The sequence below is a fragment of the Fibrobacter sp. UWS1 genome, assembly GCF_002300445.1.
GTDB classification, from domain to species: Bacteria; Fibrobacterota; Fibrobacteria; order Fibrobacterales; family Fibrobacteraceae; genus Hallerella; species Hallerella intestinalis.
In genome coordinates this window covers 977,949-1,001,030 of record NZ_NSGW01000001.1, presented here as the reverse complement: position 1 = coordinate 1,001,030, position 23,082 = coordinate 977,949, and the positions used below count along the sequence as shown (strand labels likewise).

The window sequence follows — 23,082 nt, the reverse complement described above, 5'->3', positions numbered from 1 at the left end:
TTTTAGCTAACAAAAACTAAATGACACAGTTTATTTGACAGAACCGGATTTGTTCTGGCAAAACTCGCATGCTCCATCAGATTGGCCTTGATTTGTGTGACCAAAAGAATGATGAACACCCGTTGATTCCGATTTATTTGACATATCAGGATTTATGCACCAAATATAGACTCGATGCAGACGAAGTTGTTCTCAATGAAATAGAAAAGAGTGTTCAGGATGAACTGCAAGATGATGGCCAGTACCTGTTCCTTATAGATGGTGTTGACGAAGCAAACTTTCCTGATCGTGAAAAAGCTGAAAAGTTATTCAAGTTTTATCAAAAAATAGAATCGAAAAATGTGAATGCGGTCCTGGCGACTAGAAACATAACGCCGCTATTTCAAAAAGAAGAAAGACTTAAGAGCGACTGTCGTGTATTGGAAATACGTCCTTTATCTACAACAGAAATAATCCGCTACATTTTGAATGTTTGCAAAAGAGAAAATCTTTCGAATAGGGTGTTCTCGGATTTAAGCAGTAATGATTTGCTTAAAGATATTGCGAAAATCCCCATTACGGCGATTCTACTTGCTCAGATATTAAAAAACGATGTGAAAGATTTGCCATCTACATTGCCCGAACTTTTCCAGAAATTTGTAGAGTTGTCTTTGGGAAGATGGGATGTCGAAAAGGGCTTGCTAGCCCAAAAACAGTATGAAGCTCTCGATGCTATTGCGACCGATATTGCGATATACATGTTCGACAACTCTCTTACGCAAATAGGCGAAGATGAGGCGAAAGGGTTCTTTGTAAAATATGTAAACGAGCGCAACACCGGATTGGTTGTTGAGCTACTATATAGACATTTAGTGGATAATTCCGGCATTGTGACGGTATATGATGAGTGTTTTTCGTTCAAGCACCGTGCAATTCTGGAATTCCTGTATGCTAGAAGGAAGGCTCTGGAAAAGACTCTCCCTATCAACAAGCAAATGCTGACTCTGAATTGGCAAAATGTCTATTATTTCTATTACGGATGTCTGAAAGATTGCCCTAATGAAATTAAGGCGTTCAAGGATCTTGAATGCAGTAACACGTTTGAAAAAATGATGAAGCTGTTTTTTGCGCCGAACTTCCTTTTAGCGGCATACAATACACCATATAATGTTATATCTGAAACTTTGTCTAGCGCATTCAATGAGTCTGGTCTCATCTATCTTGAGATGAAAAAGGATGCCGATTGCCCATTTTTGCGTTTTTCGGAGATGAATTTTCTGTGGTTCTTCCAAATGCTGATGAGGAATCTGTATTCTTACAATTTCTTTAGAGATGCCATAGAAAAATATCTGGTGGATTTAGACTCAAATAAAATTACCGAACCCGATGCTTACACGCTGTTCTTTATTTCTATGATTCGCGTGACATTAAAAATCGACAAGCCAACAGATTTCTTGTTCGATATGCAAAATAAGTTGCCTGCCCAAATTAAGCTGGGGCTTTTCCATGAAGTTAAATCCGAAAAGGACTTGTCGGAAAAAGCGACGACTTACATTAAGAAAATGACTAACAAATTGAAAAAAAATGGCTTTGCCGATAAGGGATTCTTGAAAACCCTTTACAATGAACCTTTAACAATCAAAGCTAAAAAGAAAGTTTAATAATAGGAGTATGAAATGAAAACGATTAAGAAAATTGGCCTGGTGAGTGTGGTTGCATTTGCGATGCTCGCGTTCTCGGCTTGCGACGATTCGTCGTCAGCCTCTAGCAATGGACCGGATGAAAATGCCACGGTGGAGTCGTCCTCATCTTCAATCTGTAAAGATTGTGATGACGAATCAAGTAGTTCTGCTAAAAAGATTGAATCTTCTGATGAAAAGGATGTTGGGACGTCAAGTGATGCCAAAACAGATGAATCATCTTCAAGTAAGGGAAAGGGAACAAGTAGTAGTTCCGTAAAGACAGATGATTCTTCTAGTAGTAACAAGGATAAGTCCAGTTCGTCAGTTAGTTCATCTTCTAGCGAAAAGCAAAATAGCTCTTCTTCTACAAAGCAATCATCATCGTCAGTAATTTCAAGTAGTAGTGGGGAGTATGTTCCATATGCTCATACGGCGGATCTGGGACCCCTATGGTTTGATGACGTGTTTAAACAATTTGTGGACACAAGGAATAATCGGTCCTACTATTATTTAACCATTTACAATAAGGATCATTCAGATTCGTTGACTGTGTTTGCGGAAAATCTGAATATTGGTGAAATGGTCGAGTTTATAGATAGCACATCTTTTCAGTCAGACAACAAAAAAATTGAACGTTTTTGTTATGACAATGATACGACCAACTGTGACCGTTATGGGGGCTTTACCAGTGGGCGGAAATGATGGCTTTTAATGACAGTTGCAATACCAAGAGTTGTGCTCATTTGATTCAAGAGGACCATCAAGGAATCTGTCCGAAAGGATGGCGCTTAATGACCTATGCTGATTACAAGTTTGTTGCTCAATCGGAAAATGTTATTCATAATAGCTATGAAGATATGAGAACGCAAAATGGCTTTAACGGCTATAATGCAACTGGATTTAGTATTGTGCCCGCTGGATACATTTGGATGAACGCATTTACAAGAATACGAGAAGGCGTATATTGGCATTATCCTGCAGAAAGCGTTAAATTTGACGCAAAAGAGTATTCAAAGAGTGGCCGAACAAATACTTCTGGTGGTGATCTTAATGTCCAGAATACAAAAAAAACATACGGATTCACGGTTCGTTGCGCAAAAGTGACAAATAAGGCTGAAAATAATTAATACAGGTAGAGGTTTCATATGTCTAAGGCAAACAATAAAAAGAACAGAATTAACAAAAAATCTACAAATAACTTCCGCATCGAATCTCTTGAACCAAGATTCATGATGGATGCGAGTGTTGACTATGAAACCTTTACTAACGCATAGCATTTCCAGACTGAAATAACGGAGCAGCTCCAAAATTTTGAAACAGCGGATTTGAGTAATCTTGGGCTTAATGGTACCCAAGTCGAGGCTTCTGCATTGTTTAATGGAATTGCTACTGATGCAGTGCAAAAATTTAATACCCTGCAAAATCAAATTGCCTCGCAGTTGAATGATCCTGATGCCGGTTTGTCTGGCATTGTAAGGCAGGATGGCGAAATCGTCAGTGTTGATAAGGCAACATTGTTGTCGGTCCTTGCAAACATGGACATCTCTGGTCTCGATATTTCGGTGGACGGAGACCTTGTCGATGTTTCTTATGCGTATGCAGGCTCAGGCAATCTGCCGCAGATGTCTTTAGATACATTAGACATGGCCGTTGCTGCAAACGACTCGCTTTCTATTGGCGCTACAGTTAACATTCAGTATAATCTTTTGGATAATGGAACGGCAGTCACGAATCCTGGCGCGAGCGTGACTGTCCGCGACTTGTTTGCGCATGTTGGCAATGTCGGCGGAACGGCTCGTTTCATGAATCTGAATGTCCTTGAAATTGCTGATTCAGGAAATTCGCCAATGGATGTCCATCTGGGGTTTGATGAAAATAACCCGTCCGTTGACTTGGATTTGGAATTCCAGCTCGCAGCCAACAATGGATTCCCCTTTGAATTCAATAATACGACGGATTCAATAAAAGTCGGTCTTGATGATAATGACGAAATATATGTGGAATTACCGGAGCTGAAACTTGCCAATGGTTTCGATGATTTCTCAATGACGCATATTATTGAGGGAATCGATTTTTCTCAAGTTCCCTTTATAAGTAATCCGAAGTTTAAAGTTGATGGTGTAGAAAAATCTATCCCTGAAATTGTTGCTGCCTTGCAGAATTATTGGGCTAAATGCTCTTTTGCTGTAAGTGGTGCCGTTCAGCAGGTTCAAGGCGGAAACGGTTATCAAATCGCGAATTTTCACCGTCAATGCGACTGATATAGGTTGAATCGGGAAGAAAAAAAGTTCCCTAGGGCTAGCCCCTGGGGAACCTGGCCGAAACTTTTCTACCTTGCCGATTCTACCAAAAAAGGACATGGCGGTGAGTCTCAACCAAGCACAAAGATACGAAATACGAGCGCTCAATGCGGCAAAGATCCCCCCGAAAAACATAGCCTTGCAGCTGAAGGTCCACAAATCCACAATCTACAGGGAACTAAACAGGGGCGGCGGCCGCCAGCATTACGACCCGGTCAAGTCGCAGGAACGGGCAGACCTCCTTGCCGCGACAAGTCACCTGCATTACGACTACGACGAGGACGACTGGAAAATCGTGGACGGGAAAATCAAGGAAGACTACTCTCCCGAACAGGTGAACGGACGCGCGAAACTCGATGGGATGGGTGTCCCTAGCGTCGCCACGATATACAGGCATGTGAACAAGGACGAGGACCTGAAGAAGCACTTGCGGCACGGCAAGAAACCATACCGTAAGCGCGGGGAGAAGAAGGACAAGAGAGGCCAGATTGTAGGCCGCGTGCCCATCGAGGAACGTCCGGCAATCGTGGACGAGAAATCACGCGTAGGCGACATCGAGATAGACCTGATAAACAGCGCGGACCATGACGCGAACCTGCTCACGATCAACGACAGGATGACGAATTACAGCCTGATAAGGTATCTTCCGACGAAGAACGCGAAAGACCTGAAGAGAACGCTTGTGAGGGCGCTGAAGGACTTTGAGAAAACGTTCGAAGTCAAGATTCTCACAATCACTTCGGACAACGGGAAGGAGTTCGCCTGTCACGCAGAAATAGCGAAAGCTATGAAGGCGGATTACTACTTTGCGAACCCGTACCACTCCTGGGAGCGCGGTGCCAACGAGAACATGAACGGTCTAATACGCCAATATCTTCCCAAGAAGGAGTCGTTCAAGGGAATCTCTCCCCGGAAAGTTCGCTGGATACAGGATAAACTGAACAACAGGCCTCGAAAAAGGCTTGACTTTATGACCCCTTTAGAGTATATTTATACGCAAGTTAAACTACAAACCTAAGTCGCGTTAGCGACGAAAATCCGCCAATTGATTTCTCTAGGGTGCAGACCCTTTTCAACTTTATTCAGGGAAGTTCTACGGGAGGGGTGCTGAAATCGCTCACTATTGGTGACAAAACCGAAAACGGGACCTGTGTATTGGGCAATAGCGCCCAACAAGCGACATCCTTGTTCTTGACATTTGAACCCAATATTGACATAATTAATGAAAGCCTTGATTTTGGGTTGCTAAATCTTTCTGGATTGACAGTGAAATCATCTATTTCTGTCGAATTGAAAGTTTATGTCGATGCCTCTGGCAACCTATGTTTTGAAGACTTTTCCCTTGATGAGTTTAAACTTGATGTCAAAAAAACGAATATTTCAGGTACAGTAAATCTTGGACTTTTCAATGCAGAAATTACGAATGGGAATTTTTTACTTAGCATTGAAAAGAATAACGGTGCTGATTTGCAAACGAATGTGTCGTTCAATTTCGATTCTGCCCAACTAAAGTCTGGCAGCGTAAATGTTTTGTCGTTGCCGGTAAAGAATGGTGAAGGTGGTGTCGTAGTACCCTATACCTTTAAATATGATGGGGTGCAAAACAACTGGGATGTTCCCATAGAATTGAAAAAGTACACGTCACTTTCTGGAGAGACACTTGTTAACCAGGTTCAGATATATCTTAATTCCTTGCAGACGACACTGCGCTCTGCTATAGAAGATCGCTTGAAATTAGATTTTCTGGGTGACTCCGCCGATAAGATTGTTGATATAATAGATAAGGTGGAAAAGGTTGTTTATGGGGGTTATAAAGAAGGTGATGAAACTGTTTTTGTTGCGGGCTTGCTAAAAAAAGTTGATGCGACTTATCAGAAAAATTTTGATAGCGTTGAGTCCTTTGTAACGCTGTTCAATACCCTTTGGGCTGAATTTCTTGGCGTTTCTAATGTATGTTCAATGAAATATGTCGGTGAAAATCTGCAACAATACTCTTTTGTTGATGAAGGCGCAATAGAAATTCCTGCGGATTTCCAGTTGAAAAATTACTTGATTGCATTTAACTTGGGTTTTGGGCTAGATAAGTATATTGAATTGAACTTGTCGAAATCCTTGGGCTCGTCGTTTGCCAATGTTTCAACAGAAGGTGTTGCAAAAATAAGTGGCAATGCGGGCCTTCAATTCACGCTGAGTATAAAGTTTGAAGCTGAATTGTTGGGCGAAACAACAACACTTGGCGAAATTGGTTTCGAAAACCATGACTTTAGCGATGAAAAATATTTTTATTTAGATGATGACAATCTGTTTACTTTGAACAATGATTTGTCTTTTAACTTGATTGATTCTGGCAAGAATTCTTTGGGAATTGTAGCGGCGACAGTAGGCAAAGTTAAAGAAGAAATAGGTGATTCTTCTTGGAACGTAAGTGCTACGGGCTTTTCACTTGATTATTCGGAGGATAACCGAATCCTTATTATAGGCAATCAAGAATTTGATGTTGTAGGTTCAGAATCTGATATCGCTTTTTTGAGTTTAGGCCTTACCAGTACAAATTTGCAAACGACTGTTGAAAAAACTATTAGTGATTCCTGGACAGAAATTTCGTTCAATATCTATGCATCTGACTCAACGGAACCGATTGCTTTTCAGGTGACGAAGAATGAACTAAATCGTCTTTCTTCTGAGGGAATAATCCTTGCTACTGATTTAAAGGGTCAATTAAATGAATACCTTTCTTTGCAGTTGTCAGATTCTGAAAGCGATGAAATACAAACTTGGTCCAACAAGTATGGCTTGTATGTATTGGATGTAAAAGATTTGGGTGATGGAAATAAAAAAATTCGCTTTGCCTGTGATAATTCTCGGTTATTGCGCAAAACCGACCCGTCTGCAAGTGCGACATATAAGATAAAGGATGGTGAATCATACAACTATTTACGGATGTCGAGCGTTCTGCGCGCAGCTGCTGAGAAAAGTGATGGAAACGAATATGCGGTCTTTAAGAAAGATGGAGTGACGTATTTCTACAATTTGGAATCCAATGAATATTCGAGTAGTGAGGCTGATAGCAAAATTTCTGATATAAATTCAGTTCTATCAGGGTATGGTTTAACAAACTGTTTTAATGTTTCCAAAATAGATATAGGGACAGACCAATTCTCTATTACAGTTTCTGGAAAACCTGTGGTAGATACAAGTAGCAATTCTGTTACAAAGCCCAATGTTGCCAAAGTTTCCCATAATGTAATTTCTATCAATGCAAAGAAAGACAATGTCGATAATATTGTGCTTGTTGATACGGCTGGTTGTTTAACGGCTTCGAACTTGGCTGTTGTCATCCGGGATGCATTCAAGACGAACGAATTGTTGAATGATAACTATGTCAAGTCCGTTTCTTTCGAGAATGATACCCTTGTATTAACAACAGCAAGCGACGTTGTTGTTGAAAGTTCGTTGTTTGGTAATACACCTTATTCTTCCCTTGATGATGTGAAAATCAAAAACGCTCAAAGTGAAAGATCAGTTGATTTTGAAAGCGATTTAGGCAATTTATCGAGTTCAACGACTCTTTCGGAATTGGTGAGTGCGATTAATTCCTATCTTAACCCAGAATCGGAACTGTCGGAATGTTTAGGTGTTACACTGCACTATTGTGACAACGACGGGACTGAAAATACAGAGAACTGGGACCATTTGGAATTTAGAAGTGCCAGCGCGTTTTCGATAGAATCGATGTACCAAAGTAAGGTGCTGGAAAAACTCGGCTTTTCGTCGGGAACAGCTTTTAAATATAATGAAAATGATTATCGCATTGTAGGTAGCACCCTGATTGGATGTGACTGGTCTAAGCAGATTTCTTTTGCCAAGAATTCGGAACTGAATGTGTATGCGGATGCGTCTTTCTCTATTGTGCATAGTGAAGAAGATGCTCAAAACCCTGCGGTCGTTAAGGCGTCTCTTGGCTTTATGGGTGTTGAACTTGATGTTGACGGCCAGTTGGATGTTCATGCCTCGTTTGGCCTTGAATTGTATGAAGATTCTAGTGCTGAAGGGCCCGTTGCATTGCGATATAAACTGACTCCAGAGTTTACAGTTGGCAATGTCGAGGGGAATCCTAACAACGCATTATCTTTCGATATAAAGGTAGATGGACTTGGCTTGAGTGAAAATCCAACAATGGTTGGTTCCGGTACAGTGTCGCTCAGCTATGATTTAGAGAATGGCTTTGAGACTGCGACGAGCTACTCCATGGGAGAAGGCTTCGAGAGCCTTTTGGATTATTTTTCTTCATTCTCGATAGAAAAACTCTATACTGCTCTGGATTCTCTTGCAAAGCGAATTGCAGAATCGGTAGAGGGGTCGAATCAAAAAATACCGGTTATTAATAAGTCCGTTGGCGATATGGTGAATGTCGCAAACGACATTCGTGATGTAATAAGCAAACTGCGCAGAAGTAATATTACGAGTTTCCAGGAATTAAATACATTTTTGGTTAAGGCCTTTAGAGATTGCGGAATTGCAATCCCAACTTCATGCGAAAAAATATTTGAGATTCATATTGGCGAGGGAACTCAATATAATTTGCTCTTGAATCTTAATTTCGAAAAAGAGTTTTCGTCTGTCCAGAAATTTCATTTTGGAGGAACAACTTGCGGGATAAGTGGAAATGCTGATTTGAATGTCCAGGGAAAATTCTGGCTTGATTTTTCTGCAAAAGTAAATATCAGTAGCACCTCCTTTGATTTGCAACTGACGGATGCAATAAAATTCGGTGCAGATGTAAACATTGTTGGTGAAAAGCTGTCGTTCAACTTGGGAATAGATAGCACGGATGGCAGTTTGTTGGCCAATTTGATAACGGTTGGCTCCAATGACTCTAACGCTTTTGTTGTTGCGCAAGCCTGCTTGATTGGAAAATATGGAAACGAAAATGTTTCCGTTACAGATTGGCGTAATGGATCTACTGCTGTAGCAAAACCAAGCATCACACTGCCCGTTGCTGTTTATGGTGTTCTTCCGATTAGCGTCTGTAATTATTCCCTGGGTGAAATATCTTTTGGAAAATTAAATGGTGGTTCTGTCATATCCTATTCGGATTTGAGTAGGGCTCAATCAACATTTAACACTAGTCTGTCTGCTTACAAGAATTCTTGGCTGACGTCAACAACGGAACCAGATTGTCCGTCTCAGGCTATTGATGTCTCAAAGACTGATTTTGGTTTCGATTTATTGGGAACAGAACAAGAATCCTCAATGGCCACAAATGTATTTGCTGTTGATATGAGCGAGGTTTACCAAGAGCTGGGTAAATTGAGTGACCTGGAAAATATGGACTGGTTTGATAAAATCAAACTGGCCGTGACGGGTTTGAATACTTTGTTTGATACTTTAGAATCAAGTTTGAACAGCAATCTGGCGAAGAATATAAAGTCTGTCCCTGTAGTAGGAGATACTCTTAGCACGGGTGTTGATTTCTTAAGTAAGTTGAAGGATTCTGTCTTGGATCCGTTCTCGCAGTTTGTCTATGAATCGACTGGCCTAACAGCAGAAATGGTCGCTCGTCAGATGAATTCGCTTTTTGGAAAATACCTTATTGAAGACAATACAAATCTTTCTGTGTTAGATGGTTCAACATGGTCACGTCTTGACAATAAGAGCTATTATCGTTCTGGGAATAAAGAGGCGGAATGGTTCTTCAGACTTGGTGGGGAATATGATTATGGTCAAGGAATTGGCTTTGATTTTGGATTCCCCGGATTAAGTTTAGATGCAACTGGAGGACTTAACCTTAAGCTGAATTGGTCTCTTGAATTTGGATTCGGAGTGTCCGAAGACAATGGCTTCTATCTGATTTTGGGCGACCAAAATGAGATAGATGTTTCTGCTGTGATTGACTTTGATAAAACGTCTATCAATGGCTCTTTGGCAGGCTTGGGAATGTCTTTGTCTATGGGGACTGATACATGGGCTTTGTTGAATTTTGGAATTGATTTAGGTGAAGGATACGATGAAAAATTTAGCTTGACTCACGCAAGAGAATCCTTTGTAAGAGATAATGAATCCGGGGATGTTGAAAAAAGTGATGTGGGTGAACTTGAAAAGTATGGACGGGTCGACCTTGCTCGCGTTATAGGAAATTTGCCGACCTTTAATTATGAAGCATATATTCATGTTCAAGCAGACATTTCTGTTGGAATTTCGAAAGATGTGGCTGGAAACACCCCTAAATTCCCGACTATTGGGGGAAAATTCGTCTTTGAAGCTGGAAAACTACTGAGTGATGAATCCTTCGAGATTGATGCTCTCGGTTTCCATGAAATGAATATTGAATTGGGCTCGTTTGTCAATGGAGTCCTGGGACCGATTGTCTCAAAAATTCAACAGGTTGTGGAACCTTTAAAGCCCCTTATTGATTTCTTGACAACGCCTTTCCCCGTGCTTGATGACTTGGGAATTGTGATTACCCCGCTTGACTTGGCAAAGCAATATAGCAAGGGTAAATTTGATGATAGCATGATTTATGCTACGCGAATTTTCACCGTCAATGCGACTGATATAGGTTGAATCGGGAAGAAAAAAAGTTCCCTAGGGCTAGCCCCTGGGGAACCTGGCCGAAACTTTTCTACCTTGCCGATTCTACCAAAAAAGGACATGGCGGTGAGTCTCAACCAAGCACAAAGATACGAAATACGAGCGCTCAATGCGGCAAAGATCCCCCGAAAAACATAGCCTTGCAGCTGAAGGTCCACAAATCCACAATCTACAGGGAACTAAACAGGGGCGGCGGCCGCCAGCATTACGACCCGGTCAAGTCGCAGGAACGGGCAGACCTCCTTGCCGCGACAAGTCACCTGCATTACGACTACGACGAGGACGACTGGAAAATCGTGGACGGGAAAATCAAGGAAGACTACTCTCCCGAACAGGTGAACGGACGCGCGAAACTCGATGGGATGGGTGTCCCTAGCGTCGCCACGATATACAGGCATGTGAACAAGGACGAGGACCTGAAGAAGCACTTGCGGCACGGCAAGAAACCATACCGTAAGCGCGGGGAGAAGAAGGACAAGAGAGGCCAGATTGTAGGCCGCGTGCCCATCGAGGAACGTCCGGCAATCGTGGACGAGAAATCACGCGTAGGCGACATCGAGATAGACCTGATAAACAGCGCGGACCATGACGCGAACCTGCTCACGATCAACGACAGGATGACGAATTACAGCCTGATAAGGTATCTTCCGACGAAGAACGCGAAAGACCTGAAGAGAACGCTTGTGAGGGCGCTGAAGGACTTTGAGAAAACGTTCGAAGTCAAGATTCTCACAATCACTTCGGACAACGGGAAGGAGTTCGCCTGTCACGCAGAAATAGCGAAAGCTATGAAGGCGGATTACTACTTTGCGAACCCGTACCACTCCTGGGAGCGCGGTGCCAACGAGAACATGAACGGTCTAATACGCCAATATCTTCCCAAGAAGGAGTCGTTCAAGGGAATCTCTCCCCGGAAAGTTCGCTGGATACAGGATAAACTGAACAACAGGCCTCGAAAAAGGCTTGACTTTATGACCCCTTTAGAGTATATTTATACGCAAGTTAAACTACAAACCTAAGTCGCGTTAGCGACGAAAATCCGCCCTATAAAAGACCTGATAGCATTGAGTGAAAAAATAACTCAATTCGGTGATAAAAATCCTTCCATTGATATTGGAAGTATGGATTTGGTTGGCGGCAGTGGCGATGAAGATGCTGCGGAAGATTTTTTAAATGGAAAAATATCATCTGAAGCTATCGGGGCTGTTCTTGAAACAGGGTATCTCGGCTTAGCATCTGATGCATCTGTTGTTCAAGAACAAATTTCCTCGACTCTTTCTGGAAATGGCTTAAACGTTGGAGATGGAAGTTGGACATTCATTTGGGACAATCCTAGCGACATTTTCAAGCTTTTGCTAGGCCAAGATATTACACTTGTGCATTATAACATGCCCAAGCTGAGTTTCGATTTTGATTGGGATACGTTTATCAGAATTTGGGGACCATTGGGCGCCCGTCTTGGTGTAGCTTTCAATGCAAGTATTGACCTTGCGTTCGGTTATGATACCTTGGGCATCCGCCCCCTTCCTCAGGTCAAAATGTCCGCTTTCATCTCCTAAATCCGGGGCGGAAAGGGGACTTTTATGTCCAGAAAAACTACCGATACAACACTCAGGGATTCATTTCTTGAGCGAATAAAGAAGCCGGGATGCCCGTCTGTCAAGACCATCGCCGAAGAAATGAACCTGCCAAAAGCTACATTGTACTCATGGATTGCTGCGGAACGGCAACGCAAACGTCAGGGAGTCTCCATGAGCAAGAAATCGGCAAAAAGATCCGCACTCACCAAGTTCAGCCTCGTCGCAAAATCTGAGGGCATGACACCCGAGGAACTCGAAAAGTTCTGTGCCGAAAACGGGGTTTCTTTTGCAGAACTCCAGTCCTGGAGAGACCTTTCTCTTTCCGCAATGGAGAACTCTGGTGACGGAAACGTGATGTCCGTAAAACAGCATGAGGATGAAGTTGCCAAGCTCAAGGCGGAACTTGCACGCAAGGAAAAAGCACTTGCCGAAGCAGCCGCACTCCTGATTCTTCAAAAAAAAACTTCGGCAATATTGGGACCGGAAAAGTAGAAGAGGAAAAGAAACGGAAAATCCTTGCGGCCATCGAGGAGGCTATCCAAAATGGCGCAAGGCTTTCCAAGGCGTGCGATGTAATCGGTCTTTGCGAACGTCGTTACAGGCGCTGGCGAAGGAATGTTGCGGACAACCGAGGTGGCTATCGTGAAAACAATTCACAACGGCTTTCCCTGGAAGAAACAGCCTCGATTATCGAAAACTTTACGAGGGAAGAATACCGTAACCTCCCGTTGAATATCGCCCATGCAAAGCTTATGGATCAAGGAATCTACATTGCTTCGCCGTCGACTTGCGAACGCGTTATGAAAGCTTATTATCAAGGCATAGGCAGAGTCGCCGACCGCAATATTGTGCGGCGTAAACGGCCTGAATATTCAGCGAAAGGACCGAACCAGGTCTGGTGTTGGGACATTACCTGGCTCCATTCCGAAGTGACCGGGAAGTACTATTACCTCTACTTGATTATCGACATGTATTCGAGGTACATCGTCGGATGGAGTCTGCATACAAAAGAAGATGGAAAACTGGCGGAGATGCTCTTTGCGGAGACTCTACAAAAATATTGCCCCGGCGAAAACGTATCTCTGTTGGTCCATGCGGACAACGGGAAACCCATGCGCAGCAAGGATCTTAAATCTTTGTTTGAAAAGCTGCACGTGATGTCAAGCCATAGCCGGCCGCATACGAGTAACGACAACGCCTTTGCCGAGAGCATTTTTGCTACGATGAAAAGTCGTGTGGTATATCCGGAATACTTCATGACTATCGAGGACGCGGAACGATTTGTCGTGGAATTTGTGGACTGGTACAACAACGAACATCTGCACTCCGGACTGGATTTGCTGCCGCCGTGCGCCGTTCATTTTGGCTACCACCAGGAGATTCTCGACCGCAGAAATGCGTTGCTGGAAAGGTCCAGGGAACTGCATCCTGAACGCTTTGGGGGAAGGAGAAAGTTCTACAAAATTGATGAAACCGTCAGCCTAAAACATCGAATCCACTTGCAAAAAGCAGTATGACATACTAACTTTAAACTAAACTAACCGAGCGGACATATTGCCTGAAAATTGCCGATCCGCCAGTGGGTAAAGAGTGACTATAAGGATTATGGCCGCCTGCTGAACGGTTTTTATGTAGATGACTTGGATGAAAAAGGAAACGATAAGAACGAACTTTCGTTCTATGGTGGCTTGACTGCTGCGGCTGAACTCAACGCAGGTGTTTCTGCCGGAGTCGGTGGTGGTGTTGGCATCAATGTAGGCTTTAATCTCTACGACCCGAATAAAGATGGCAAAATACGTTTGAATGAAATCTCGGAATTGTTCAAGAGTGAAGGCCTTTTTGGATTCTTCGATGTGAATGGTGCCATCACTGCAAAACTATACGCTTATGTCGATTTGCTTTTCTATACCAAGAAGTGGAACATTACCGACGATATAACGCTGTTTGAGTTCGAGTTCAAACACAAAACGACTCCGGTAATGATTTCAAAGTCGGGAGATGATGTTGTTGCGAATATTGGTTCTAATGCATCGAGCCGTATATCAACCAATAATCTGAATAAGACTCTGGATGATGGTGATGAAACACTAGAATTAGATGTTAATGGTAGCGAAGTTTTTGATAAATATGGGCATTCAGAAAAGGTTGATGGAAAGCTTATCATCAATGCCGAAAAGGGCAATGATAAGATATATATTAAGTTAGCCAAAGAAGATGGTGTTGAAGCAGCAGATTTTGACATCGAAATCAATGGCGGTGATGGTGATGATTATATTGACCTTTCTGGATTGCAAATGGCAAGTAATCGCACCGTATTTATATGGGGTGGTGCTGGCAACGACACTATCATCGGTGCAGATGGCTTGAACATAATCTTTGGCGATATTGGTACAGTTCGCAAGGAGGACGATAAATATATTATTGAAGCGAATGTTGACCCTGGTGTTGCCGGGAACGATATGATTTTAGGGGGCTCCAAGAAGGATATTATCTTCGGTGGCGCTGGAGATGACCAAATTGATGGCGGTGCTGGCGCTGATTTTATTTTCGGCGATGGTGGCCGTTACGATGAAACGGGCTCCATTCCCCAAATTGATAGGACCGATATCAGCCTCGATGGGGGCAAGGATACGCTCATTGGCGGAGATGACGATGATGTGATTTACGGTGGTGGGGGTGACGACCATATTGATGGTGGTGCCGGTGATGATTTAATCTATGGTGAAAAAGGCCATGACCGCATTATGGGTGGTTCGGATGACGATACTATCCATGGCGGCGAAGGTATGGATATTATCTTTGGCGACAGAATAAATAATACCCCGCTGGATCTTGCTGCGCCCTTTGCTGTTGATACAACGAACAAGACGGCTGCATTTAGCCAGGAATTTATAGATGCTCAGTTCAAAAAGAATGATGTAAAGGATACTGAAATAAATGAAAATGAGTTTAAAATAAAGGTTGATAAGAGTGCCGACTATTATAAAAAATATACCGAGGAAATCAAGAATAAAATTAATAACGAAGGTATTCTTAATTCTTCCAGTGATACATTAACAGAAAATAATTTTGGCAGTGATTTTATCTATGGCGACGACGGCAACGACCTTCTCTTCGGCGATGACGGCAGTGATACAAATGAAAATGGCGGAGCCGATAAGATTTTCGGCGGTATTGGCAACGACATCATCGACGGCGATGGCGGGGCCGATACAATCAGTGGCGGCATCGATAACGACTTGATTTATGGCGGTGCCGGTGATGACATCATTGACGGTGGTGCCGGTAACGATATGCTGTACGGCGACAATGGTGTGACGGATTACCTGCCGTCGTCGATTGCCGATGGAAATGAATTGACCGCTCAACCCGGTGTTGATGACAAGATTGTCTTTGGTGATAACTATGGCTTACATGGCAAGATATATGCCAATGCAAAATCACAGACGACGGGCGGCAACGACAAGATAACTACTGGCCCGGGTATGGACTTTGTGGACGGACAGCGCGGCAACGACAAGGTGTTCGTAAACTTGATGGGCGACAGCACCACCAACTATGCCAATGTGACGGACTCCGGTGAAGATGAGGGGGAAATTAATACTCTCACGGTTGAAGGGACAGAAAATAATGACTTGCTGCTGATGCGCCGTAGCACAGATGGGAAATTGGGCTTTGTTGCCTTGTTGCCTAATTCAAGTATCGATGATTCAATGAATTCTAACATTGAACGAGTGAATTTCACCAGGAATGTGAATGCGGTAAACCTGAATGCCAATGGCGGCGATGATAAAATCTTTGTTGATGGCACGGCGAAGAAAACCAACATTGACGCTGGTGCCGGGAACGATAAAATTCATATCGGGCAGGTTTATAAGTCCAAACGCGATAGTGGTGATTACGCCAAAGTTGCTGAAGATGACCATTTTGAAACCGTCGAGACGGATGACGGTCTTTTCTTAAGCACGGGTGTCACGAAAGATACCTCGCTGAATGTTGAAGGTGGGCTAGGTACAGACAATTTTATTTCCTTGAACAATGTCGGTCGCTTGAGCATGAACGGTGGCCGAGGAAACGATAACTTTACCATTTATGGATTCAGCGATGTCAATGGCGACGTTATCGAGAAGGGGAGTAATTCCATTGATGGTGGAGAAGGTGATGACTCGCTGTTTGTTCGCGGAACCAATGGCGATGATACTGTTGTCGTTACCAAGGATGGAACCCTTAGTAACATGGTAGGTGTAAAGGCTGCCGGAGTAGAAAAGACCACTTTCGATGCGGCTGGCGGTGACGACATGTTCTATGTGCTTGGAATCCGGGAAGACCAGGTGACGGAACTGAACGGTGGCAAGGGTAATGATACCTTCACTACGGGTGGCCTTGACGAAGATAAGGTCCTTCGCAGTTCAGAAGCGGATAGTCAGGCGTGCTATGTTGAATATGAAATTTTGACTAGCGAAGGGCTTGATGCAACCCAGCAGGCTACCCGAGATACGGCTTTCGATACCGCAAAGGTAATTGCGGATAAGTTTAACATTGTAGATACCAGTAACGCTCCCGCTGTATTTATTACGGATTCAGAAAACCATATTTGCTCGAATATATCGATAAATGAGGGAACAGCAGGTGACTTCTATGTCCGCTATGCGGGCGATATTAAGGGCGGTTCAATCAAAGTAACTCTCGGTGCTCCTATTCTTTCGAATACGGCGTTTATGCAAGGCGACCGAGGTGTAATGATCGCCTTGATTGATGATAGCGAAAATGTAGTCAGTTACGGCGAAACTGTTTCGTTTACGTTCGACAGTTCGCACCAAAGTTCCCATATAAGGATTATTGCCTTTAATGACAGGCTTGCTGAAACAGAATCCGTCAAGTCGGTTTCTGTGGAAAGTTTCTGGACCCGTACCGAGCAAAACGAAAGTGTGACATCAGCCCTAAGCGATTCTGTGTCTGCACTAGCCGTATCAGTTGGCAATAGTGCCGATTCTGCATCGAACCAGTTGCTCTGCTATTCCGAAGAGTTCCGCTATACGGGAAGCCCCGTTCAACTTGGAGAGTGGGCGAAGGGTCTTCCGCAAGGTTACACGATGCAGGTGTGTGCCGTTGGTGAAGATGGTGTGAAACCCTCTACGCTGAATACTACGACGGGTATCCTGACGATAAATGATTCAAATTGCAAAGGAAAAACTCTTGTGGTAAATGTCCGTTCAAATTCCATGCGAATTGACGGTTCCAAGGCCATCCTGGCATACGACGAGATTCAGTCACTGACGGTTAAATATAATGGCAAAGATGTTCCCGTGGCGGGAGCATCCCAAAATACTACAGGAATCTACTACAAGCAAAACGGCAATGTGCTGGTGTTCTATAATGCCGACAATAATCGTTTTGTCACATTGCACGGAACACTGACTGTAACAGGAACGATAGCTTCTTCGACAAATTCCGCTGGCGAACCTCCTGCAACGCCAACGGAACCCCAGAATATGCCTCCTGCCGTTGTCGTAAGCAGCCATGCAGATACTCTTGTCGAATATGCAAGCGATAGTCACAATTCTGTCCAATGTTCTGTTGGACTAAATCAGACTGTTGCTGCAGGGAAGACTGTTTATGTGAAGGTTAGTACGAAGGAGCTTGCTTTCGCAAAGGATGTTCTCGAACAGGATGGCTCGCTTAAGAAAAATAAGCAGGTAACATTATCTGCTGAAGGAGTGACGCCGGAGTCCGATGGCAGCCTGATTCTAGCCTTTACCAGCGAGAAGACTTCTTATACGGTGACTGTTTCAGCCATTGCCGATACATACAGGGAAGATTACGGACTTACGACGGTTACGGCTGGGAACGACAAGACTATAGCCGAAATTGATGGCCCTGTCTATGCCTATGGTGAAGGTAAGAGCATCGACGTGGATTTGGATAATCCCGAATTGCTGAAATACGAACACAAGATTCAGGCAAGTACGCAGAATGTTGACGCAAGCGATTATAACGAAAAGAACAATTACGATATGGGCTCCCTCTTTGTTGCACGGAGTGTGGCAGGAAATGTTGTCTCTATCGCCTTGTCTGATAATCAGGACTTGTATGCTTCCATTTTTGAAAAACTTGAAATGGATGTGACAGATGAAGCAACATTTTTTAAGAAGACGCTCAAGTTTATTCCGACTGGAGCGGGAACCGTTGAAGAATCTGGATGGTTCCAAATTGTAGATTGTTCCATTGCGGATGGTGTTGTCACCCTGACTCTGAACGACGATTGTGCTGATTTCAGTGCGTCCAATTCAAAGATAATGCTTTCTGGCAACAAGGATTACCTGTTCCAGGATGAGGCGACTATGGTTGACCGCCTGTTTGTGAACAACCAGGATGATAAAAATGCCAAGACCAGTTCGCTGAATGCGTTTACGTCAATGACATCGGGTAGTAGTATGGTTGTAGAGGCTGAAAATCAGGTGCCTGATTTTGATGCCCACGCAGTGCGTTTCAACCATAGTGACCTTGCTGCGGAAGGTATCGCTGCCGCCCAGATGGAATATGCCGAATACAACCTGGGTTCGGGTTCCGACACGGTAAATGTGAACAAGACTATCTACCGCGAGGATGGATTCCAGACATTCACCGTGGTGAATACGGGTTCTGGCGTTACTGGCGGAAACGCTACTGACGATACCGTGAACATAAACAGTTATGCCGAGGAATCGGCAACTGAAATTGCTTCGGGTACATCTGCCGTTCTTTCGGGAACTGCCGATAACGGTGGCGCAACATACGCCTACACGCTTACCGGAAGTGCCGAGGCGTTCAATGTGGCCAAGTCCGCACTTGATGTATCGGAAAAAATCTATGTAGATGCCACGCTGAGCGACGGCACCACCCAGCGCCGTGAAGTGACGGAATTCGATTCGGTTTACTTTGCCGTGAAACGCGCCTTCACGCTTGCTAGCGGCGTTTCCGTTGTCTCGGTAAGCTTCAAGCATGGCTACAGCGGTGACGGTCAGCTTGTGGTGAACGCCCAGGGTGGTGACGATATAATCAACGCCACCTCGAATGCAGTGACCCGTAACGACATGGTTGTTTTAGGTGGTTTCGGTGACGACACCATAAACATGAACCGTGGCGGCATCGCGTTCGGCGACCGTGGCCAGGTGCTTTACGGCGAAGACCCGCAAAACCCCGTGACTGTGCTCGGTTCTACGAACAGCGGTCTTGACTATACGACTGGCATAAGCAAGAACCATGGCGACGATACCGCTGCAAACGGACCCGTGCATCGCTTGCAGACGGACGGTGTGCGTCGCGGAGCCTACGAAATCCGCTCCATGAACGATGGTGAGGGTGGTTCCGATACTATAAATGTCGGTGGAACCGATAGCGTGGTGATTGGCGGTGCCGATGGCGACACCATTACTGTTTCGGGCAACAACAACATTGCCCTTGGCGATAATGGTTCCGTTAAATACTATAACGCGGCGAATGTGGGTGCGGTCTATGGTGACTCGCTGAACCTTGGCCTGCATACTGTAGAGACCACGAGCGATTCTGTGGGTGATGTCGATACTGTGACCATCAGCGGCAACAAGAATGTCGCCATGGGCGGCGAGGCTGGCGATACAATCGGTATTGGCGGCAGCGACAACGTTGTGATTGGTGATGGTGGACGTTACACGGTGTTGTCGGATCGCCTGATTGCCGAGAGCAAGAGCGATACTGAGGGCGGTCGCGACACGATTACCACGGGCGACGGCAAGAATGCCATTATCGGTGGAACCGATGCCGATACCATTACCACGGGTGCCGGAAACGACATTATTGTGGGTGATGGCGGCAAGGTCATTATGGACACCGGGCGCAATGCGCTTATGGTCACCAACAAGGACCGCAATATTACGGGAGCGGGTCTCGAAGACGGTAGCGCAGGTGGTGACACCATCGATGCCGGAAATGGCCGCAATGTGGTGTTCGGCGGCCTGGATAGCGACCATATCAAGACTGGCGAAGGTGAAGATGTCGTGTTTGGCGACAACGGCTTTGCGACCTTCCAGGGCAATGCCGCCGAAAGCGGTGTGGAAACCCGCACCGAGGCGACGCTCAGTTTCAACTTCCAGGGAGCCTCGCAGACCGGGCTTTCGTCGGAAGCTGTGGCGGGCGCCCTGAACGCGACCCATGGCGACGATTACCGCAGCGCCAACTGGAACAACGTGGGCGGGAACCTTGCGGGCACCTACGGCAACGACGACCGCGAGGTGGTGCGCTTCGACGACGGTACCCGTGCGAGCGCCGTGAGCGTGAGCTATGGCGGCATCGAGAGCCACCGCAACACGGAAACCGACAACCGTATCAACCTGCAGGCCTACGGCCACAACTTCGCGAACGCCTCTACCGACGCAGATGCGGCGCTGATGAACGCGGGCCTCATGACCACGGCCCCGAACGCCCAGTGCGACAACAGGCTCGAAGTTGTGGTGGATGGCCTTGCCCAGTACTTTACGGAATACAGGGTGGTGGTCTATCTGGATATACCGGATTCCCATTCCGCGTACGAGCACAGCGTCCGCAAGGTGAGCCTGTATGTGGGCGACTCCAGTGCTGCCCTGCAGAGCTTCTATGTGGACGATGCCGAAGGCGAAAATTTTGACGGCGGCTACGAACGGGCTACAGCCACGACGGCATCCGCGGCAACCTACGCGAACTACGCCGTGTTCACGGTGTCTGCGGCCAGTTTTGCCGACAGCTTCCGCGTGGTTATCGAGGACGCGTTCCCCGACCAGCACCCCAACGGCAAGAACTTGCCGGGCATCGCGGCCATCCAGGTGCGCGGCGACCTGTATGCGCAGGATGTGGCCGTGTCTACGCAGTTGAACCTCGGCGGTGATGATATCGTTTCGACGGGTGGCGGCGACGACATCGTCGTGGGCGGTGCCGGTAGCGACTACATGGCTACCTTCGGCGAACTTGCGGGCGGCATACGCGACAACGACCTTGTGTTCGGCGACAGCGCCTCGCTCCGTTTCGAGGATCGCCTGGGCACTGGCGATACCATGATGTCGTCTGCCCGTAGCCTTGACCCCGCCGCAGCAGACCTTGTCCAGGGAGTCGGCTTTGACGACCGCATAGTGACTGGTGACGGCAACGATACGGTTGTGGGCGGTCTCGGTGGCGACAAGATTCTTGCGGGTAGCCAGTCCGAACTCACGCAGCTGGGCATCGCGCAGGCGTTCTATGGTGACGAGGCTACGGTGGAAAGCCTTGACGCCGCGAACGGCCCTGCCGCCATCCGCGACCTGGAACAGCTCAAGGATGCGACGGTGGAAGGCCGCAAGGTACTGAGTATCAACTTCACGACCCGCGACGCGGACGATTCCACCATGGCCTCGGGCCATGCGGGCGTAGTGCACGACACCGGCTGGAACAACCTCTACCTGTACAACAACCACCTGTACACGCATGAGGGTAACGAAAATTCCACGACTCCGGTGCTGCGCTACAGCGACGGCGGCACGGTCACGGACAGTTCCGTCGGCATATCCCTGACATCGTACGATTCGGGAACGACTGACCAGGGCCAGAACGGGAGCCTTGTGTTCCGCACCTCTACCGAACTGGACGGCGACACGGCCAACAGCCGCCTGTTCGCGGGTTATACTGCCGCCCAGCAACAGCAGGACATCCATGTTTCGCTCACGAACCTATCTTCGTTCCGTGGCGAGGGCGGGACCTGCGACGTGTATGTGTACCTGGGTGCGGACGACTCCGACACGGACGCCCACAGCCACATCTACGAAATCCAGGGTTCCGAGGATGGTAGCCGCTACCTGAACGACTGGAAGGGCCACGCCTTCGACGGCGACTATCGCGAGGCGACCTGTAGGAGCCGTAGCGATGCGCTCGCGAACCTTGCCTCGGGTGCGACCCCCATGGTGGAACTCATCGGCAACTACGTGGTGTTCCACGGTGTTGCGGGCGATACCTTCGACCTGTACATTCGCAACTTGCACACGGAAGGCGGCCAGTGGCCCATGAACTTGCCGGTGATTGCGGCCATCCAGGTGGTGGCGGGCTCGGGCAGGGCCGATGCTGCCGTGGGCGGCGACCATGACCGCGACCTTGTATTCGGCGACAGCGCCGCGCTCACATTCGACATGGATGTGCCGTATGCCGCCGGGGAAGACCTCGCGGACTTCGCGAACATCAACCGGGTGAACGGGGCTTCTTCTGTGGCACTTGACGACGGCCTCTATGCCCTCGGTGCCGATGATGCCATTTACACGGGCATGGACCGCGACGTGGTTGTGGCGGGCGAGGGGCCCGATACGGTGACACTCGGCTCGGGCGACGATGTCGCCCTTGGCGACAACGCCTCGCTGGTGCTGGAGCACAACAACCCCGTGGGCGTATTCCGCCCCGATGTGGAAACGGTGCTCGAAAGCAACAACTACCAGGCCGACAATGCGGCGTATCTCGGTTCGCCCACGGTAGATGCCGGGGATATCCAGGACAAGTTCGAGGATGGCGATGTGCCGGGCGTGACGCTCGAAGCGTCTGCAAACGGCGGCACGGATACATTCACCGATGCGACCGACAAGGACTGGACCGTGCAGCAGGAAGTGACACCGGGCACGATTTCGCGCACGATTGACATTTCTTCGGGTGCGCAGGTGATTACCTTTGCCGAGGGCGAAACGGTGCTGCTGGTAAGCGACACCTGGCCCGGCAAGGACAATCCGTGGTGGAACCCGAACATCGTGTTGATTTCTGATGGTCAGGGCCATAGCGTTCCCGCTCTCGAGTGGGAATGGGACGTGAACGGCACAACCATGACGGCTACCACGCAATCGGGCTATTACTTCACCGTAGATATACCCGACACACCCAATGGCGATAACCGCTACGAAATCCGCGTGACTGCACTCACCGCAGGCACCGCCGTCATTTCTATCGGGTAGT

13 protein-coding genes and 1 pseudogene are annotated in these 23,082 nt (G+C 46.5%); all 14 read left to right on the top strand.

Annotated features, from left to right (window positions below):
* The first annotated feature begins 68 nt into the window (after positions 1-68).
* The 14 genes and pseudogenes from BGX14_RS04095 to BGX14_RS04045 all read left to right on the top strand — a co-directional run bounded on the left by BGX14_RS04095 (position 69) and on the right by BGX14_RS04045 (position 23,081).
* Entirely contained in the window at positions 69-1,640 is a 1,572-nt protein-coding gene (locus BGX14_RS04095; RefSeq protein WP_095879146.1) for an NACHT domain-containing NTPase, read from the top strand.
* A 15-nt stretch (positions 1,641-1,655) separates the two neighbouring features.
* The gene (locus BGX14_RS15225; protein ID WP_143394123.1) at positions 1,656-2,363 is read left to right on the top strand and encodes a hypothetical protein; all 708 of its coding nucleotides are present in this window, start codon (positions 1,656-1,658) and stop codon (positions 2,361-2,363) included.
* On the top strand, positions 2,360-2,788 hold the full coding sequence (locus tag BGX14_RS04090) for an FISUMP domain-containing protein (RefSeq protein WP_095879145.1): 429 nt from the start codon (positions 2,360-2,362) through the stop codon (positions 2,786-2,788). The genes BGX14_RS15225 and BGX14_RS04090 overlap by 4 nt, the downstream gene beginning before the upstream one ends.
* 18 nt (positions 2,789-2,806) lie before the next feature.
* Positions 2,807-2,935, top strand: coding sequence for an LEPR-XLL domain-containing protein (locus BGX14_RS16445; protein WP_095879144.1), 129 nt, complete (start codon positions 2,807-2,809; stop codon positions 2,933-2,935).
* A 51-nt stretch (positions 2,936-2,986) separates the two neighbouring features.
* The gene (locus tag BGX14_RS04080; RefSeq protein ID WP_095879143.1) at positions 2,987-3,922 is read left to right on the top strand and encodes a hypothetical protein; all 936 of its coding nucleotides are present in this window, start codon (positions 2,987-2,989) and stop codon (positions 3,920-3,922) included.
* A gap of 97 nt (positions 3,923-4,019) precedes the next feature.
* Positions 4,020-4,979, top strand: a complete 960-nt coding sequence (locus tag BGX14_RS04075; protein ID WP_095878741.1) for an IS30 family transposase — start codon at positions 4,020-4,022, stop codon at positions 4,977-4,979.
* 86 nt (positions 4,980-5,065) lie between these two features.
* Entirely contained in the window at positions 5,066-10,525 is a 5,460-nt protein-coding gene (locus BGX14_RS04070; protein WP_095879142.1) for a hypothetical protein, read from the top strand.
* 167 nt (positions 10,526-10,692) lie between these two features.
* Positions 10,693-11,571, top strand: a complete 879-nt coding sequence (locus BGX14_RS04065; protein ID WP_095879463.1) for an IS30 family transposase — start codon at positions 10,693-10,695, stop codon at positions 11,569-11,571.
* 45 nt (positions 11,572-11,616) lie between these two features.
* Positions 11,617-12,111, top strand: a complete 495-nt coding sequence (locus tag BGX14_RS04060) for a hypothetical protein (protein WP_143394121.1) — start codon at positions 11,617-11,619, stop codon at positions 12,109-12,111.
* A 24-nt stretch (positions 12,112-12,135) separates the two neighbouring features.
* Positions 12,136-12,624, top strand: coding sequence for a hypothetical protein (locus BGX14_RS04055; protein ID WP_095879140.1), 489 nt, complete (start codon positions 12,136-12,138; stop codon positions 12,622-12,624).
* Positions 12,606-13,649 carry an IS3 family transposase gene (locus BGX14_RS04050; protein WP_106520597.1) on the top strand — a complete coding sequence of 348 codons (1,044 nt, stop codon included), beginning with the start codon at positions 12,606-12,608 and terminating at the stop codon, positions 13,647-13,649. Before BGX14_RS04055 ends, BGX14_RS04050 begins: the two co-directional genes overlap by 19 nt.
* Before the next feature lie 703 nt (positions 13,650-14,352).
* Complete coding sequence (locus BGX14_RS16000; RefSeq protein WP_233126403.1) at positions 14,353-14,499, top strand: hypothetical protein; 147 nt, start codon at positions 14,353-14,355, stop codon at positions 14,497-14,499.
* A gap of 92 nt (positions 14,500-14,591) precedes the next feature.
* A pseudogene (locus BGX14_RS16440) lies at positions 14,592-15,404 on the top strand (calcium-binding protein); the annotation flags it as partial.
* A 441-nt stretch (positions 15,405-15,845) separates the two neighbouring features.
* Positions 15,846-23,081 carry a calcium-binding protein gene (locus BGX14_RS04045; protein ID WP_143394118.1) on the top strand — a complete coding sequence of 2,412 codons (7,236 nt, stop codon included), beginning with the start codon at positions 15,846-15,848 and terminating at the stop codon, positions 23,079-23,081.
* Position 23,082 lies beyond the last annotated feature (1 nt).

Coding starts and splice junctions, on each gene's coding strand:
- BGX14_RS04055 (WP_095879140.1), top strand. CDS start 12,136: ATGTCCAGAAAAACTACCGATACAACACTCAGGGATTCATTTCTTGAG.
- BGX14_RS16445 (WP_095879144.1), top strand. CDS start 2,807: ATGTCTAAGGCAAACAATAAAAAGAACAGAATTAACAAAAAATCTACA.
- BGX14_RS04090 (WP_095879145.1), top strand. CDS start 2,360: ATGATGGCTTTTAATGACAGTTGCAATACCAAGAGTTGTGCTCATTTG.
- BGX14_RS15225 (WP_143394123.1), top strand. CDS start 1,656: ATGAAAACGATTAAGAAAATTGGCCTGGTGAGTGTGGTTGCATTTGCG.
- BGX14_RS04045 (WP_143394118.1), top strand. CDS start 15,846: ATGAATTCTAACATTGAACGAGTGAATTTCACCAGGAATGTGAATGCG.
- BGX14_RS04095 (WP_095879146.1), top strand. CDS start 69: ATGCTCCATCAGATTGGCCTTGATTTGTGTGACCAAAAGAATGATGAA.
- BGX14_RS04075 (WP_095878741.1), top strand. CDS start 4,020: ATGGCGGTGAGTCTCAACCAAGCACAAAGATACGAAATACGAGCGCTC.